Raw genomic sequence first — 16,196 nt, 5'->3', positions numbered from 1 at the left:
ACATGTCAGGGGGCCTACAGATACGGTCCCGAGCCGACCGCGCGGCCCCGGCCGGGTCCGGGTTCGTCGTCCTCGTCGTGCCCGGTGCCGGGCGGCAGGGCCCGGCGCATCTGCTCCAACTGGGCCCGGGCCGCCATCTGCTGGGCGAACAGCGCGGTCTGGATGCCGTGGAAGAGGCCTTCCAGCCAGCCCACCAACTGGGCCTGAGCGATCCGCAGTTCCGACTCGGAGGGGATGGCCTCGTCGGTGAACGGCAGGGAGAGCCGCTCCAGTTCCTCCACCAGCTCGGGGGCGAGCCCGTCCTCCAGCTCCTTCACCGAGCTGGCGTGGATCTCCTTCAGCCGTACGCGGCTCGCCTCGTCGAGAGGTGCCGCCCTGACTTCCTCCAGAAGCTGCTTGATCATGCTGCCGATCCGCATGACCTTCGCAGGCTGCTCGACCATTTCCGTCACCGGGACCTCGCGGGATTCGTCGTCACCCTGAGTGCCGCCGAGCGCCATCCCGTCCTGGCCCACGATGAGGACCTGGGGGCTCTCCTGCGACCTGTCATTCCTCGGCATCTCCATGCCGTCCATTCTCTCGCACGCACGCCTCATCACACGGTGTGCCCCTGGAAGAGGGTGATCCACCCTCTTCCAGGGGCACAGCCCGGCAACGGACCTCGCGGTCCTCGTCAGTGCGCGGCGCGGCGGGCCAGCGCCCCGCGGGAGCGGGTCACCAGGGCGGCGAGCAGGGCGGCGCCGAGCGGAACGGCCACGAGGAGCGCGGCGAGCGTCTCCCAGGGGACGACGACCGGCACGTACGGCGGGGTGTCCGAGATGCCCCAGCCGTTGTCGAGTGCCTCCTGGTAGAAGTGCAGCTCCTGCCGCTCCTCGGTGAGCCGCAGGCCGACCGCCGGCAGCACACCGGCGGCGGAGCCCAGGATCACGCCCATCGCGGCGACCACACCGCACTGGAAGCCGCTGAGCGTACGGCGTACCCGGGGCGGGGCGCCGACCGCGGCGAGCGTCTTCAGGTCGGCCTCCGCGTCGGCCTGGGCGAGACCGGTGGCGATGCCGGCGGCACCGATGGTGACGAGACCGGCGAAGACGGTCAGCGCCAGCAGCACGATGCTGTTCTTGCTGACGAAGCCCTCCTCCACGACCAGGTCGACGTCGCCGCCGATCTTGGCCAGTTCGGCGTCGAGCTTCTGCCGCTGCTCGGTGTTCGGCAGGTGGTCGGTGGTGAAGAAGGAGCCGAGCGGGACCGTGCTCAGGCCGGCGGCCTTGGCCGCGTCGGGGCTGATCAGGCCCGCGACGCCGTAGGTGGCCGGGGAGCCGGGCACCTGGTAGGCGGTGAAGGACTTGATCTCGCCGGGTATCGGCTTGCGCTGCTCGGCGGCCCGGTCGGCGGCCTCGGTGTCGGTGATCAGCTTGACGCCGACCTTGCCGGACTTGTCGACCTGGGCGCGGGAGAAGCTCACGAACCGGCCGTCGGCGAGGGCCCGCGCGGCGCCGGGGTCGTCGATGCCGAGGACGGTGAGGAGCCGGCCGTCGGCGATCAGGAGCCCGCTCTCGACGGAGATGGATCCACTGTTGGGGTCGCTCTTGCAGCGCCAGTCCTTCGCCAGGGCACGCCGCTGCTCCTTGGTGAACTTCTCCGAGGGGTCGGTGCCGTCAGGTGTGGACATCCACAGCGGGCACTCGTTGGCGGGCGGGAGGACCACCTCGTAGCGGCCGCAGCCGGGGCTGCCGCCCCAGGGCGGGCAGCCGGGCTTGCCGACGGAGATGCGGAAGACGTCGGCGCGGACGTCCACGGGCAGGGTGCGCTGTACGGCGTCCCGGGCCGTCGCGGCGTCGCGGCCGCCCTCTTGCGTGACGAGCACGGAGACCGCGCCGTACGGCAGGCTCGGGTGGTACCCGGCCAGGTCCTGGGCGTCGCGGCTCGCGGCATAGGTGGAGACGGCGACGGTTCCCGCGACGGCGGCCAGGACGGCGGCGACGGCGGGAGCCGTACGGCCCCGGTTTCGCACGGCGTCGCGGAGGGCGAGGCGCGGCGAGAGCGGCAGCCAGCGTCCGGTGCGTCCGAAGAGGCCGACCAGGGCGGGCGTCATGGCCACCACGCCCAGTTCGGCGATCGCGGAGCCGCCCGCGACGATGAACAGCTGGTCGGTGACGACCGAGCCGTACAGGGCGATCACACCGCCGAGCAGGATGGCGGCGAGGCCGACCAGCGGCAGCACCCGGCTGCTGCGGCGGACGCCGCGCCGGCCCGTGAGGGAGGCGAGGACGGTCTGCCGGGAGGCGGTGATGGCGGGGACGATCGCGGCGAGCAGGCCGGTGAGGACGGCGAGCCCGGCGATGGCCAGGATCTCCAGCGGTTTGACGGTGAAGCCGCCGAACCGCTGCCCCATGTACTCCTCCAGGTAGGGGCGGAGGGTGAAGGTGAGGATCAGGGCGAGGACCGTGCCGACCACCGCCGAGGCGACGCCGATGACGAGGCCGCCGCTCAGCACGATGGCCCGGATGTGGCTGCGGGCACCGCCGTTTGCGCCGACCAGACCGAGCTGGCGGCGGGAGCGGCGGGCGCCGACGGCGAAGGCGGGACCGGCGAGCAGGCAGATCTCCAGCATCGCCAGGCCGACGACGGTACCGACCGCGGCGAGGGCGGCGGCGCGGGCGGCCGCGCTCTCCTGGTAGGTGCCCCAGCCGTCCTTCTGGTACAGCGGGACCTCGGAGTCGGCGGGCGGGTCCAGGACCACGGCCCGGGAGGTGACCACGACGCCCTTCTTGTTGATCTCCTGGACCGTGTTCCACGTGAAACCACCGGACTTCTTCACCAGGTAGGTGGTGGAGACGTCGGGCTTCGGGATGCCGGCCTTCTCCACGGCCTGGCCGTAGACGGCGAGGAAGGCGCCGGGCAGGGCGTTGACCTGCTCGGCCTTGAGGTCGCTGGGCAGCTCGTACGCGCCGGTGATCGTGTACGTCCGGTCGAAGCCGCGGGCGGTCAGGGTGGAACCGACCGTGAGTCCGCTGCTCTTCAGGAAGCCCGTGGTCGCGGCGATCTCGTCGGTCTTCTCCGGGAAGCGGCCCTCGCGGAGCCGCATGATGCCCCGGGCGACCGGGTCGGCGGCCTTCAGCTCGCGGACCTGGGTGTGGAGCAGCCCGTGGGTGGTGGTCAGCTTGGCGCTGCCGGAGCTGTCGGTGAGGACCGTAGAGCCGGCCGGAATGGCCTTCCCGACGTCCGTGGAGCCGCTGGGCCAGGGCTTGTTCGCGCTGTCGTAGTCCTCGGCCGGAGTGCTCTGCTCGCCCTTGGGGTCCTGCAGGAGCGGCACCCCGTCGACGTGGCCGTCCGTGAACAAGGCGTCGGCCGCGCCTATGGAACGCTCCAACTGCTGCTCGGTGGAGAGTTCCGAGCTGCGGATCGTCAGGTCGAAGGCGCTCACACCGAGGATCGGCAGGGCGATCATGGCCAGGACCAGGAAGCTGCGTCCCTTGGAGCGCCAGGCGTCACGGCGGGCGATGCGGACCGCGGCCCGCCAGGAGTGGAACCAGGTCGTCACTGCTGCGCCGCCCGGCCGGTCAGGAGCGAGTCGGCCTCGCTGCGTACGGTCTGGTCGACGACGGCGCCGTCCCGCAGGAAGACGACGCGGTCGGCCCAGGCGGCGAACCGCGGCTCGTGGGTGACCAGGATGCCGGCGGCGCCGGCGTCGCAGCGGGAGCGCAGCAGGGCGAGCACGGACTCGCCGGTCTCGGAGTCGAGGGCGCCGGTGGGCTCGTCGGCGAGGACGAGGCGGCGTTCGCCGACCAGGGCGCGGGCGATGGCCACGCGCTGCTGCTGGCCGCCGGACATCTCGTCGGGGAAGCGCTCGGCGAGATGCCCGAGGTCCATCTCGGCGAGCGCGGCGAGGGCCTCGGTGCGGGCCTTCCGGGCGGAGACGCCGTCCAGCTCGCGGGGCAGGGCCACGTTCTCGGCGGCGGTGAGTGCCGGGATGAGGTTGTAGTCCTGGAAGACGTAGCCGATGCTGCGACGGCGCAGGGCGGCCAGTTCCTTGGGGCCCGCGCTGGTGATGTCGGTGTCCTCGACGATCACCTGGCCGGAGGTGGGGGTGTCGAGGCCGCCGGCGATGGTGAGCAGCGTCGACTTGCCGGAGCCGGACGGGCCCATGACGGCGACGAGTTCACCGGGGTAGACGTCGAGGTCGATGCCGCGCAGGGCGTGCACCTCGGTGGCGCCCGCGCCGTGGACGCGGGTCAGGTTCTGCAGACGCAGCACGGGCTGCTGCTGTGTGGACATGAATCCCCCTCGGGGTACGCCGGCGAACGGTGTGGTGCGGAGCGGTCGTTGACGGCGCCGTGCGTACGGTCTGGGTCTGGTCGGGTGGTGGAACGGCGGTGGAGCCGTAGGGACTGCGGTGGAGCGGTAGAGAGCGGCCGTGGGACTGCGGTGGAGCGGTAGAGAGCGGCCGTAGGGCTGCGGTGGAGCGGTGAGAGCGGCCGTGGGACTGCGGTGGAGCAGGAGGAGCGGTGGTCGGGCGTGCCGCGAGCGGGGCAGCGGTGGTGACGCGGGGCGTCGAGCGCCCCGGTCCTCAGCGCTTCCCGGTCTCAGCGCCCCCGTGCCCTCAGCGCCCCCGTGCCTTCGACGCGGTCCGCGCCGCGGTGGTGCCGTGCGCTGCGGTGGGCACGGGCGGTGACGGGGTGGCATCCGGGGCCGCGGCCGCGGCCGCCGCCGAGAGGCGGATCAGCCGGGCCTCGCAGTGGTCGAGCCACCGCGCCTCCGCCTCCGTCTGGAAGATCAGCTGCTCCAGGACGAGCAGCCAGGCGACGTCGTCGCGCTCCCGGGCCCCGTTCTTCTCGACGGCGGTGATCGCCTGCGCCTTGAGCCGGGTGTAGTCCTGCATGGCCTTCACGGTGTGCCGGCGCTGGGACTGGATGACGTCGCGGATGTCGACCCCGGGCGCCCCGACGGCCATCGCGAGCTTGATGGCCAGCTCGTCCCGGGCCGGGCTGGTGCGGTCGACGGGGTTCTCGAACCAGCTGCGCAGCTCGGCGCGACCGGAGTCGGTGATCGCGTAGAGCGCGTGGCCGGCACCGTCCTCGCCGTCCTGCACGATCATCCCGTCCCGTTCGAGACGGCTGAGGGTCGTGTAGACCTGGCCCACGTTCAGCGGCCAGGTGGAACCGGTGCGGGACTCGAACTCCGTGCGGAGCTGAGAGCCGTAGCGCGGGCCGTGTTCGAGGAGGGCGAGAAGCCCGTGGCGGATCGACATACCGAGTATGTATACCGAGTAAGTCGAGACCGACAAGCGTCCTGAGTCGGACCCGGGAGGTCCGACTCAAGGAGGACCCGGGCCGCCGGGAGGCGCTCAGCGCCGCCGCATCCGGACCCCGAGGAAGCCGATGCCGAGTCCCATCAGGGCCAGCCCGACCCCCAGGGTCAGCACGGGAATCCGCCGGTCGGAGAGGGTGGTCGGGCCCTCGGCGCCGATCCGCTGCGCGGCCGCCGGCGCTTCGGCGTCCGCGTCCTCCGTTGCCGTCGCGTCCGTCTCGGGTACCGCTCCGGTGTCCTCGTCGGACTCCGCCGAGGTCTCGTCCTCTGTTGCCGTTTTGGTACGAGCGGGTGCTGCCGGACTCTGCGGGGCACGGGCCGAGGGGGCGGCGGCGGGCCGCCCGGGGCGGGCCCTGCCCTCCCCTGCCGGGCGGCCCGCGAGGGAGGCGGACACGCTGGGCCGGGGAGGCTCCGACGGCTCCGGCGGCTCGTCCGGGTCGGTCGCCTCGGAGGCGTCCGGGGAGTCGCCGGTGGCGGAGGAGCCGCTCGGCGCGGGGGCGGGGGAGACGGTCGAGGAAGGGGGTGTCCGGCCGGGAGTCGCAGACGGGCGCGGGAAGGCGGTCGCGGACACCGGGGGCCGCGGCGTGGCCGACGGGGGCGGCGCCGTCGGGGAGGAGTTCCGACTGCCGGGTGTGGCCTCGGCGGCGTACGCGACGGCCCCGTGGGCGACGGAGGCGACGGTGCAGGCGGCGCCTGCCACGAGCCAGCAGGCGAGGACGGGCGCGACCGCCCGCGCACGAGGGCCTTGTCCTGGAGTCACCGGGTGACCCCCTCCCGTACCGAGCAGCCGAGTTGTTCAACTCAGCGTCACATGTCGGGAGAAACACGGCATCCCGGGCAGGTCCGCCCGGGGGCGGCCGTCCGGGACGGTGCCGATGACCTGGGTTTCCGCGGTGGCGGCGGGCGCCGCCGCACCGCACCCGGCGCGGCGGCGGGGCCTACTGCGCCGGGTTGCCGGTGGACACCTCGAGCGTGAACTCGGCGTCCTCCTTGCTGATGTCCGTGCCCTGGCGCGGGTACTGGGTGATGACCGTGCCCTGGCCGTACGTGGCCTCGTCGACCGACGACTCGGCCTTGACCTTCCAGCCGGCCGCCTGGATGCACGCCTTCACGGACTGGATGTTCTTGTACGTGAAGTCGGGGACCTCGAACTTGTCCGGGTCGCTGCTCGACTCGGTCGGCTCCAGGCACTTCTTCGTCTCGATGGTCTTCGAGTAGTCCGGACCCTTGTGACCGGGAGCGCTGCTCGTGGTCTGGCTCGGGTCGTTGCCGTCCGCCTTGTCGTCCGGGTCCTTGTCCATGAGCGAGACGCCCACGATCACACCGATGACGGCCAGGAGGCCGATCGCGCCGATGAGGATCTTGTTCGTGCGGTTCTGCGCGCCGCCGCCGCCGACCGGGGCGCTCTGCTGCACGGTGTACGGCGACGCGTGGGAAGGCGCCGGTGCCGGGGTCTGGTAGGCGGGCACCGGGGCCGGGGTCGGGGCCTGCGGATAGCCGTACGAGGGGGCCGGGGTCGGCGGGCCGTACGGGCCGGGCTGCGCGGTCGGATGCGGGGTCGGGTACCCGGTGGGGTGCGGCTGGTACGGCGTCTGGACGCCGTGCGTGGCCGGCGGCGGGGTCTGGCCGACCGGCGGGAAGACCGCCGAGCCGACGCCCGAGCCGCTCTGGACCGGGCCGCCCGCGACGATCACCGGTGCGCCGGTCTGGCCGGCGGACAGCACCCGCAGGCACTCGTCGCGCATCACGGCGGCGCTGGGGAAACGCTCGTTGGGGTTCTTCTTCAGCGCGCGGGCCACCAGGGCGTCCATCGCGGGGGTCACCGAGCGGTTCACCGAGGACGGCGCGACCGGCTCCTCCTGGACGTGCGCGTAGGCGATCGCGAGCGGCGAGTCCGCGTCGAAGGGCAGCCGGCCCGTCAGGAGCTGGAAGAGCATGATGCCGACCGAGTACAGGTCGGAGCGGGCGTCGACCGCGCGGCCCAGGGCCTGCTCGGGGGACAGGTACTGCGGGGTGCCGACGACCATGCCGGTCTGCGTCATCGACGTGACGCCGGACTGCATGGCGCGGGCGATGCCGAAGTCCATGACCTTGACCACGCCGCGCTTGGTCATCATGACGTTGCCGGGCTTGATGTCCCGGTGGACCAGGCCCATTTCGTGGCTGGTCTCCAGGGCGGCGAGCACGTCGGCCGTGACCTTCAGCGCCTTGTCCGCCGGCATCGCGCCGTACTGCTGGATGTCCGCGCCGAGCACCGAGCCGAGCGGCTGGCCCTCCACGTACTCCATGACGATGTACGGCATGACGGCGCCGTCGAGGGTGTCCTCGCCGGTGTCGAAGACCGAGACGATGTTCGTGTGCGACAACTTCGCAACAGCCTGCGCCTCACGGCGGAAGCGTTCGCGGAACGACTGTTCGCGGCCCAGCTCCGTGTGCAGCGTCTTGATGGCGACCTGGCGGTCGAGCGCGCTGTCGTACGCCAGGTACACCGACGCCATGCCGCCCTCGCCGAGCAGGTCGCGCAGCTGGTACCGGCCGCCCGCGACCGAACCGCCCGCATAGCGGCCCTGTGCGCCGTCCTGGCTCATCTCGTGCTTCCCCCTACGCGCGCGTGGCGGCGCTGATCCCGAATATTCCCGGCCAAGTCTGCCCCAGGGCAGTGACACGTCAAGCGGCGCACCCGTTCGGTGCCCGTTCCGTGACCCTCCGCACGGAAAACGTCCCGCGGCTGTGACAGGAACGCCATGGAATTTGCACAGGTGTACGTGCAGGGAGTGGGATGGCCCGTCCATCGCGGACCGTGATGTCGTACGGAGCCTGTAGCGTGACGACTGGACACGGCACGAGAGACGACGGCGAGGACTGATGGCACCCGAATCCGGAGCAGGTGGCGGTGTGCCGGACCCTTCCGCCGAGTCATGGGGTCTCGGAGGCGTCGTCGGTGACGGGCGTTACCGGCTGACCCACCGTCTCGGACGCGGCGGCATGGCCGAGGTGTTCGCGGCCGAGGACGTGCGCCTCGGGCGCACCGTCGCCGTGAAGCTGCTGCGCCCCGACCTGGCCGAGGACCCGGTGTCCAAGGCCCGCTTCACACGTGAGGCGCAGTCGGTCGCCGGCCTCAACCACCACGCCATCGTGGCCGTCTACGACTCCGGCGAGGACGTCGTCGGCAACCAGTCCGTGCCGTACATCGTCATGGAGCTGGTCGAGGGCCGCACCATCCGCGACCTGCTGATCAGCGCCGAGGCGCCCGGGCCCGAGCAGGCCCTGATCATCGTCTCCGGCGTCCTGGAGGCGCTCGCCTACTCCCACCAGCACGGCATCGTGCACCGGGACATCAAGCCGGCGAACGTCATCATCACCCACACCGGCGCCGTCAAGGTCATGGACTTCGGCATCGCGCGCGCCCTGCACGGAGCGCAGTCGACGATGACCCAGACCGGCATGGTCATGGGCACTCCGCAGTACCTCTCCCCCGAACAGGCGCTCGGCAAGGCCGTCGACCACCGCTCCGACCTGTACGCGACGGGCTGCCTCCTCTACGAACTGCTCGCGCTGCGCCCCCCCTTCACCGGCGAGACACCGTTGTCGGTGGTCTACCAGCACGTGCAGGACACCCCGGTCCCGCCGTCCGAGGTCGCCCAGGCGGCGCCCCCGGAGCTCGACGGCCTGGTCATGCGCTCCCTCGCGAAGGACCCGGACGACCGGTTCCAGAGCGCCGAGGAGATGCGCGGCCTGATCCAGTACGGGCTGGCGATGCTCCAGGAGCAGGGCGGCCACACCGGCGCGTGGAACACCGGCCCGGTCGAGATGTACGACGGCCCGCACACCCCGGGCGCCGGTGTCGCCGCGACCGCGGTGATGGGCGGCCACCCCGGCCACGCCCCGCACTACGACACCGCGCAGGGCACGATCCTCCCGCCGATGAACCCCGACGACGGCGGCTACGACGGGACCGCCGGCGGCTACGGTCCGGACGGCGGCTACGGCGCGCAGGGCGGCAAGCGCAGGGACGGCCGCGGCAAGATGCTGCTGTTCGTCGCGCTCGCCCTGGTCGCGATCATCGCCGGTGTCGCGTACGCGATCGACAAGGCGGGCGACAAGAACGACGGCGGCGGCACGAAGCCGCCGGCGGTCAGCAACTCGCCCTCCACGCAGGAGGAGTCGCCCACCCCGTCCGAGGAGCCGTCCGAGGAGACCGAGAGCCCCGACTCCTCCTCGGGTGGCAACCAGCAGACCTGGGCGCCCACCAACCCGCCGACGATCCGCCCGTCGACCGAGCAGACCCCGACGGGCGAGCCCTCGACGGATCCGACGGACAGCACCGACGGCGGCAGCACGGGGTCGAGTGAGGGCTCCACGGAGGGCTCGGGCACGGAGGGGACCACCGAGGGCTCCTCGACCGGCACGTCGACGGGCACGTCCACCGGCACCTCGAGCGGTACGTCCACGGGCACCTCGACGGGTACGTCCACGGGCACCTCGACCGGTACGTCCACGGGCACCTCCACCGGCACCACGACGGGCACGGGGACCGGCACCACCCCCTGACCCGGTTTCAGCTCGTGAACGCGTCGCGCACCGCCTCGTACTCACGGGTCCACCACACCGCCAGGGCCGACACCGCGGGAAACTGCGGGTCGGCCCTGCGGTCGTGCCGCTGGTAGCGCCAGCGCAGCGTCCAGAAGTCGTTCAGCCGCTCCCACCACACCCGGTCCACCGCGGCCGCCAGCTCGGCGCGGTCCACGCCCGCCGCGCGCCGGTACGCCCGCGCGTACGCCCGCACCTTGTCCAGGGCCAGCTCGCCCCCCGGCCGTACGAAGAAGATCGCGGCGGCCCGGACCGCCTCCTCGGCGCGCGGGCGGACGTCCAGGCGGTCCCAGTCGACGATCGCGGCCGGTACGGCGCCCCGGTAGAGCAGGTTGAAGGGGTGGAAGTCGCCGTGCACCCAGCCGGTCGCGGCGGCGGCCGGCGGCCGGCGGTGGGCATGGGCGGCGAGCAGCACCCGGCGTTCCCGCAGCCGGTGCTCGGCCAGCTCGTCGAAGCCGTCCCGGGGACGGCGGGCGCGGACCAGGCGCAGCAGCTCGTCGATGAGCCGGAAGGTGTCCTCGGGACGGGCGCTCTCGTGTCCGGAGTCCGGCGCCGGGGGCTCCATCACCCGCTCCAGGCCGGTGTGCACCTGCCCGAGCAGGGTGCCGAGCCGCCGGGACCCGGCGGCGGAGAGCTGGGCGCCGTCCCGGTGCCGCCCGTCGATCCAGGGGTGCAGTGCGTAGCAGTGGCCCCCGATGACGGCGACGGTGCGCCCGGCGGAGTCGGGGAGTGGCGGGGCCACGGGCACGCCGAGCGCGTGCAGCCGCTGGGTGGCCCGGTGCTGCCGCACGATCGTGTCCCGGTCGGCCGTGCGCGCGTCCAGGTGCTGCTTGAGGAAGTAGGAGCCGCGGGTGGTCGCGAGCCGGTAGCCGCGGTTGAGCAGCCCCTGCGCGACGGGCTGGCAGGACAGCGGCTCGCCGGCGTCCGTGTAGCGGCGCAGCAGGGCGCCGACGGGCGGGGCGAGGGGGGCGGAGGAGCAGGCGCCCGAGGACGCCGGGGGTGCAGATGAGCGCGGCACTCCCCAGATGTTAGATCACGCTACGTGGTGGAGATGTCGCTCGAACGAGGGAGCGGAGGCGGCGGCACCCCCCGCCGGAGCGGCGGGTGCCGTCGTCCGTTCGGGGGTGTGGTCGAGGGTGTGCACGGTGACGAACTGGGGCTCGATGCGCATGTAGACCGGGTCGAAGGGCTCGCCGTCCACCGAGCGGGGGGCCGGTCCGAAGGCCGCCAGCTGCTCCGCGGTGGGTTCGACGATCTCCGCGGTGCCGGTGAACTGCACGGACCACAGCTGCTCGGCGCCGGAGGTGAGGTTGTCCGCGCCGTACGCGACGACGCTCCCGGCGCAGGCGCGGTGGTAGCCGAGACCCCGGTGGAGGCGGATCAGGACGCCGTCGGCGGTCACGATGTGGCGGGCCGGGGCGACGAACGGCATCGCCCGCATGCTCGTGGCCACGCGTCCGTACGACACGCGGTTCAGCAGCTCGACGGCGCGGATCTCCTCGGTGGACATGCCTTCCACTCTCCGCCACCGGCACCGTGCCGGGAAAGGGGCCCCCGCCCCGTCTCGCGGGGACGTAGGTCCCTCATGCGGGCCGTCCGGCCCGGCCACATCCTTTCGGGTGAACCGGCCCGGCGGGGCGGGCTCAGTGCCGCTCGGCCTGCATCCTCGCCACGTACGCGGCGGCCTGGGAACGCCGCTCCATGCCCAGCTTCGACAGCAGGCTGGAGACGTAGTTCTTGATGGTCTTCTCGGCGAGGTGGAGCCGCTCGCCGATGGCCCGGTTGGTCAGGCCCTCGCCGATCAGATCGAGGATCTTGCGCTCCTGCTCGGTGAGATGGGCGAGCCGGTCGTCGCCTTTCGGGCTGTTGCCGTCCCGCAGCCTTTCCAGGACCCGCGCGGTGGCCACAGGGTCGAGCAGCGACTTCCCCGCGGCGACGTCCCGGACGGCGTTGAGGAGCTCGCTGCCCCGGATGGCCTTCAGGACGTAGCCCGAGGCGCCGGCCATGATCGCGTCGAAGAGGGCTTCGTCGTCCGCGTAGGAGGTGAGCATCAGGCACTTGACCGCATCGTCCTGCGAGCGGACCTCGCGGCAGACCTCGACGCCGCTGCCGTCCGGGAGACGGACGTCGAGCACGGCCACGTCGGGGCGCGTCGCAGGGATCCTGACCAGGGCGTCCGCGGCGGTACCGGCCTCGCCGACCACCTCGATGTCGTCCTCCACGGAGAGCAGCTCGTGGACGCCGCGCCGCACGACTTCGTGGTCGTCCAGCAGAAATACCCGGATTTTTCCTTCTTCGCGCACGCGGTCAGTCTCACATATTGGCTCTTCCCGCGCCCGGGGTGCCCGGGATAACGTGCCGGGTGTTCCGACGACGGCGTCGGGCCCGTTGTCATCGCGCTGACCAGGGCTGAGTCCCCCATTTCTCGATTTACTTGGAAATCCAAGCAAAATCGCAGGTCAAATGGGGTTTCGCAGAAATGTTGCGCTGTGGGTAACGTGCCTATGACGGCGTTCGCCGGGGCACCTGTCACGCCCGACCCCGGCCGCGTCGCACCCACCCCGTGCGAAGGGTACGGATAAGGCGGAGAGCCGCACTGGCCTTGCCCGGCGAACCCGGGGGCCGGACCGACGGAGGAGCACGCACGTGACCGTGGAGAGCACTGCCGCGCGCAAGACGACGCGACGCAGCAGCGGCACCAAGCGCACCACCAGCGCCAGCGCCAAGAAGGCGCCGGCGGCGGAGAGCGCCGAGCCCGAGCTCGTACAGCTGCTGACGCCCGAAGGGGAGCGCGTCCAGCACCCCGAGTACGACATCGACCTGAGCGCCGAGGAGCTGCGCGGTCTCTACCGCGACATGGTCCTCAGCCGCCGCTTCGACGCCGAGGCCACCGCCCTGCAGCGCCAGGGCGAGCTGGGCCTGTGGGCCTCGCTGCTGGGCCAGGAGGCCGCCCAGATCGGCTCCGGCCGCGCGCTGCGGGACGACGACTACGTCTTCCCCACCTACCGCGAGCACGCCGTCGCCTGGTGCCGCGGGGTCGACCCCACCAACCTCCTCGGCATGTTCCGCGGTGTGAACAACGGTGGCTGGGACCCCAGCAGCAACAACTTCCACCTGTACACGATCGTCCTCGGCTCGCAGACCCTGCACGCCACCGGCTACGCCATGGGCATCGCCAAGGACGGCGCGGACTCCGCAGTGATCGCGTACTTCGGCGACGGCGCCTCCAGCCAGGGTGACGTCAACGAGTCGTTCGTCTTCTCCGCGGTCTACAACGCCCCGGTCGTGTTCTTCTGCCAGAACAACCAGTGGGCCATCTCCGAGCCCATCGAGAAGCAGACCCGCGTCCCGCTCTACCAGCGCGCCCGCGGCTTCGGCTTCCCCGGCGTCCGCGTCGACGGGAACGACGTCCTCGCCTGCCTGGCCGTGACCCGCTCGGCGCTCGAGCGCGCCCGCCGCGGCGAGGGCCCGACGCTCATCGAGGCGTACACCTACCGCATGGCCGCCCACACCACCTCCGACGACCCGACCCGCTACCGCCGCGACGCCGAGCGCGAGGAGTGGGAGGCCAAGGACCCGATCCTGCGCCTCAAGGCGTACATGGAGCGCGAGGGCCACGCCGACGCGTCCTTCTTCGAGGAGCTGGAGACGGAGAGCGAGGCCCTCGGCAAGCACGTCCGCGAGGTCGTCCGCGCCATGCCCGTTCCGGAGCACATGGCGATGTTCGACAACGTGTACGCGGACGGGCACGCGCTCGTCGACGAGGAGCGCGCGCAGTTCGCCGCCTACCAGGCGTCCTTCGAGGGCGGAGAGGCCGAGTAACCATGGCTGTTCAGAAGCTTCCCCTCGCGAAGGCGCTCAACGAGTCGCTGCGCAAGGCCCTGGAGACCGACCCCAAGGTCCTCGTCATGGGTCTGGACGTCGGCAAGCTCGGCGGTGTCTTCCGGATCACCGACGGCCTGCAGAAGGACTTCGGCGAGGACCGCGTCATCGACACCCCGCTCGCCGAGTCCGGCATCGTCGGCACGGCGATCGGCCTCGCGCTGCGCGGCTACCGTCCGGTCGTGGAGATCCAGTTCGACGGCTTCGTCTTCCCGGCGTACGACCAGATCGTCTCCCAGCTGGCGAAGATGCGGGCCCGTTCACTCGGCACGGTGAAGATGCCGATCGTCATCCGCATCCCGTACGGCGGCGGCATCGGCGCCGTCGAGCACCACTCCGAGTCCCCCGAGTCGCTCTTCGCGCACGTCGCCGGTCTCAAGGTCGTCACCCCGGCGAACCCCTCCGACGCGTACTGGATGCTCCAGCAGGCGATCCAGAGCGACGACCCGGTCATCTTCTTCGAGCCCAAGCGCCGTTACTGGGACAAGGGCGAGGTCGACACCGAGGCCATCCCGGGCGAGCTGCACAAGGCCCGGGTCGCCCGGGAGGGCACGGACCTCACCCTCGTCGCCTACGGACCGATGGTGAAGACCTGCCTGGAGGTGGCCACGGCCGCCGCCGAGGAGGGCAAGTCGATCGAGGTCGTGGACCTGCGCTCGATCTCCCCGCTCGACTTCGACACCGTCCAGGCCTCGGTCGAGAAGACCCGCCGCCTGGTCGTGGTGCACGAGGCCCCGGTGTTCTTCGGCTCCGGCGCGGAGATCGCCGCCCGCATCACCGAGCGCTGCTTCTACCACCTGGAGGCCCCCGTCCTGCGGGTCGGCGGCTACCACGCGCCGTACCCGCCGGCGCGCCTGGAGGAGGAGTACCTGCCGGGTCTGGACCGCGTGCTCGACGCCGTCGACCGCTCGCTGGCGTACTGAGGAGAGCACCGTGACGATCCGCGAATTCAAGATGCCCGACGTGGGCGAGGGCCTGACCGAGGCCGAGATCCTCAAGTGGTACGTCCAGCCCGGTGACACCGTCACCGACGGGCAGGTCGTGTGCGAGGTGGAGACGGCGAAGGCGGCCGTGGAGCTGCCGATCCCGTTCGACGGCACGGTCCACGAGCTGCTCTTCCCCGAGGGCACCACGGTCGACGTCGGCCAGGTCATCATCTCGGTGAACGTGGGCGGCGGAGCCGCTCCCGCGGCCCCGGAGGCCCCGGCCGCCGTCGAGGCCCCGGAGCCCGTCGCCGCCCCGGTCGCCGAGCCGGTCACCGAGGCCGAGCCGGAGGGCCGTCAGCCGGTCCTCGTCGGCTATGGCGTCTCCGCCAGCTCGACCAAGCGGCGTGCCCGCAAGGCGTCGGCGGCCGAGCCGGCCCAGGTCGCCGCGCCCGCCGCGCCCGCCCCGGTGGTCCCCGAGCAGCTGAACGGCCGCGGTCCCGTGGCCGGCCGCCCGCTGGCCAAGCCGCCGGTGCGCAAGCTGGCCAAGGACCTCGGCGTCGACCTGGCGACGGTCACCCCGACCGGTCCGGACGGCGTCATCACCCGCGACGACGTGCACCGCGCGGCCGCCCCGGTCGCGGCCCCGGTCGTGGAGTCGGTCCCGGTCGCCGAAGCCCCGGCTCCGGTCGCGGCGGCCGTGCCGGCGCAGGCACCCGCCGTCTCCTCGGACGCCCGGGAGACCCGTATCCCCATCAAGGGCGTACGGAAGGCCACGGCGGCGGCGATGGTCGGCTCGGCCTTCACCGCGCCGCACGTCACCGAGTTCATCACCTTCGACATCACGCGCACGATGAAGCTGGTCGAGGAACTCAAGTCCGACAAGGACATGGCCGGCCTGCGGGTCAACCCGCTGCTGCTCATCGCCAAGGCGGTCCTGGTCGCGGCCAAGCGCAACCCGGACATCAACGCGTCCTGGGACGAGGCCGCACAGGAGATCGTGCTCAAGCACTACGTGAACCTGGGCATCGCCGCGGCCACCCCGCGCGGTCTGATCGTGCCGAACATCAAGGACGCGCACGCGCAGACCCTGCCGGAGCTGTCGCGGTCCCTGAGCGAGCTGGTCGCCACCGCCCGCGAGGGCAAGACCACCCCGGCGGCGATGCAGGGCGGCACCTTCACCATCACCAACGTCGGCGTCTTCGGCGTCGACACGGGCACGCCGATCCTCAACCCGGGCGAGTCCGCGATCCTCGCGGTCGGCGCGATCAAGCTCCAGCCGTGGGTACACAAGGGCAAGGTGAAGCCGCGCCAGGTCACCACCCTGGCCCTCTCCTTCGACCACCGCCTGGTCGACGGGGAGCTCGGCTCCAAGTTCCTGGCCGACGTGGCCGCGATCCTGGAGGAGCCGAAGCGGCTCATCACCTGGGCCTGACGGCCCGGATGCGTTGTTTCACGTGAAACGCCCGGTCGGGACGGCATGTCCCGGCCGGG

At 72.2% G+C, this 16,196-nt stretch carries 13 protein-coding genes; 4 read left to right on the top strand and 9 right to left on the bottom strand.

The genetic code is table 11. The annotated features are described in order from the left end of the window. Nucleotides 1-14 precede the first annotated feature (14 nt). The 6 genes from ACIRQF_RS15050 to ACIRQF_RS15025 form a co-directional block, all read right to left on the bottom strand. Complete coding sequence (locus ACIRQF_RS15050; protein WP_376627203.1) at nt 15-566, bottom strand: bacterial proteasome activator family protein; 552 nt, start codon at nt 564-566, stop codon at nt 15-17. A gap of 107 nt (nt 567-673) precedes the next feature. After that, the gene (locus ACIRQF_RS15045) at nt 674-3,541 is read right to left on the bottom strand and encodes an FtsX-like permease family protein (RefSeq protein WP_404092368.1); all 2,868 of its coding nucleotides are present in this window, start codon (nt 3,539-3,541) and stop codon (nt 674-676) included. Further along, on the bottom strand, nt 3,538-4,275 hold the full coding sequence (locus tag ACIRQF_RS15040; RefSeq protein ID WP_376627199.1) for an ABC transporter ATP-binding protein: 738 nt from the start codon (nt 4,273-4,275) through the stop codon (nt 3,538-3,540). Before ACIRQF_RS15040 ends, ACIRQF_RS15045 begins: the two co-directional genes overlap by 4 nt. A gap of 325 nt (nt 4,276-4,600) precedes the next feature. Then, on the bottom strand, nt 4,601-5,248 hold the full coding sequence (locus ACIRQF_RS15035) for a PadR family transcriptional regulator (protein WP_404092366.1): 648 nt from the start codon (nt 5,246-5,248) through the stop codon (nt 4,601-4,603). A gap of 96 nt (nt 5,249-5,344) precedes the next feature. Next, the gene (locus tag ACIRQF_RS15030; protein ID WP_404092363.1) at nt 5,345-6,067 is read right to left on the bottom strand and encodes a hypothetical protein; all 723 of its coding nucleotides are present in this window, start codon (nt 6,065-6,067) and stop codon (nt 5,345-5,347) included. Nucleotides 6,068-6,245: 178 nt separating this feature from the next. Then, the gene (locus ACIRQF_RS15025; protein WP_376627193.1) at nt 6,246-7,895 is read right to left on the bottom strand and encodes a protein kinase domain-containing protein; all 1,650 of its coding nucleotides are present in this window, start codon (nt 7,893-7,895) and stop codon (nt 6,246-6,248) included. A 277-nt stretch (nt 7,896-8,172) separates the two neighbouring features. On the opposite strand from ACIRQF_RS15025, the gene ACIRQF_RS15020 reads away from it, so the two are divergent. Continuing rightward, on the top strand, nt 8,173-9,858 hold the full coding sequence (locus tag ACIRQF_RS15020) for a protein kinase (RefSeq protein WP_404092361.1): 1,686 nt from the start codon (nt 8,173-8,175) through the stop codon (nt 9,856-9,858). 7 nt (nt 9,859-9,865) lie between these two features. Here the strand turns inward: ACIRQF_RS15020 and ACIRQF_RS15015 are convergent, their stop codons facing one another. The 3 genes from ACIRQF_RS15015 to ACIRQF_RS15005 all read right to left on the bottom strand — a co-directional run bounded on the left by ACIRQF_RS15015 (nt 9,866) and on the right by ACIRQF_RS15005 (nt 12,200). After that, nucleotides 9,866-10,915: a phosphotransferase gene (locus ACIRQF_RS15015; protein WP_376627189.1), complete on the bottom strand. Its 1,050-nt coding sequence runs from the start codon at nt 10,913-10,915 to the stop codon at nt 9,866-9,868. Between the two features lie 15 nt (nt 10,916-10,930). Next, nucleotides 10,931-11,407: a pyridoxamine 5'-phosphate oxidase family protein gene (locus ACIRQF_RS15010; protein WP_404092357.1), complete on the bottom strand. Its 477-nt coding sequence runs from the start codon at nt 11,405-11,407 to the stop codon at nt 10,931-10,933. 133 nt (nt 11,408-11,540) lie between these two features. Next, nucleotides 11,541-12,200 (bottom strand): response regulator, encoded by a 660-nt coding sequence (locus ACIRQF_RS15005; protein WP_404092355.1) that lies wholly within the window; start codon nt 12,198-12,200, stop codon nt 11,541-11,543. A 343-nt stretch (nt 12,201-12,543) separates the two neighbouring features. On the opposite strand from ACIRQF_RS15005, the gene pdhA reads away from it, so the two are divergent. From pdhA to ACIRQF_RS14990, 3 genes are read left to right on the top strand one after another with little or no spacing between them, the layout of a single operon-like run. Beyond that, nucleotides 12,544-13,719: a pyruvate dehydrogenase (acetyl-transferring) E1 component subunit alpha gene (gene pdhA, locus ACIRQF_RS15000; protein WP_376627183.1), complete on the top strand. Its 1,176-nt coding sequence runs from the start codon at nt 12,544-12,546 to the stop codon at nt 13,717-13,719. A 2-nt stretch (nt 13,720-13,721) separates the two neighbouring features. Next, nucleotides 13,722-14,702, top strand: a complete 981-nt coding sequence (locus tag ACIRQF_RS14995) for an alpha-ketoacid dehydrogenase subunit beta (protein ID WP_382477270.1) — start codon at nt 13,722-13,724, stop codon at nt 14,700-14,702. Nucleotides 14,703-14,733: 31 nt separating this feature from the next. Continuing rightward, complete coding sequence (locus ACIRQF_RS14990) at nt 14,734-16,137, top strand: dihydrolipoamide acetyltransferase family protein (RefSeq protein WP_389750763.1); 1,404 nt, start codon at nt 14,734-14,736, stop codon at nt 16,135-16,137. Nucleotides 16,138-16,196 lie beyond the last annotated feature (59 nt).

Source organism: Streptomyces sp. NPDC101191 (genome assembly GCF_044767915.1).
Taxonomy (GTDB): Bacteria; Actinomycetota; Actinomycetes; order Streptomycetales; family Streptomycetaceae; genus Streptomyces.
Note: the sequence above shows the minus strand (reverse complement) of the source record. Positions and strands in the feature narration are given on the sequence as shown.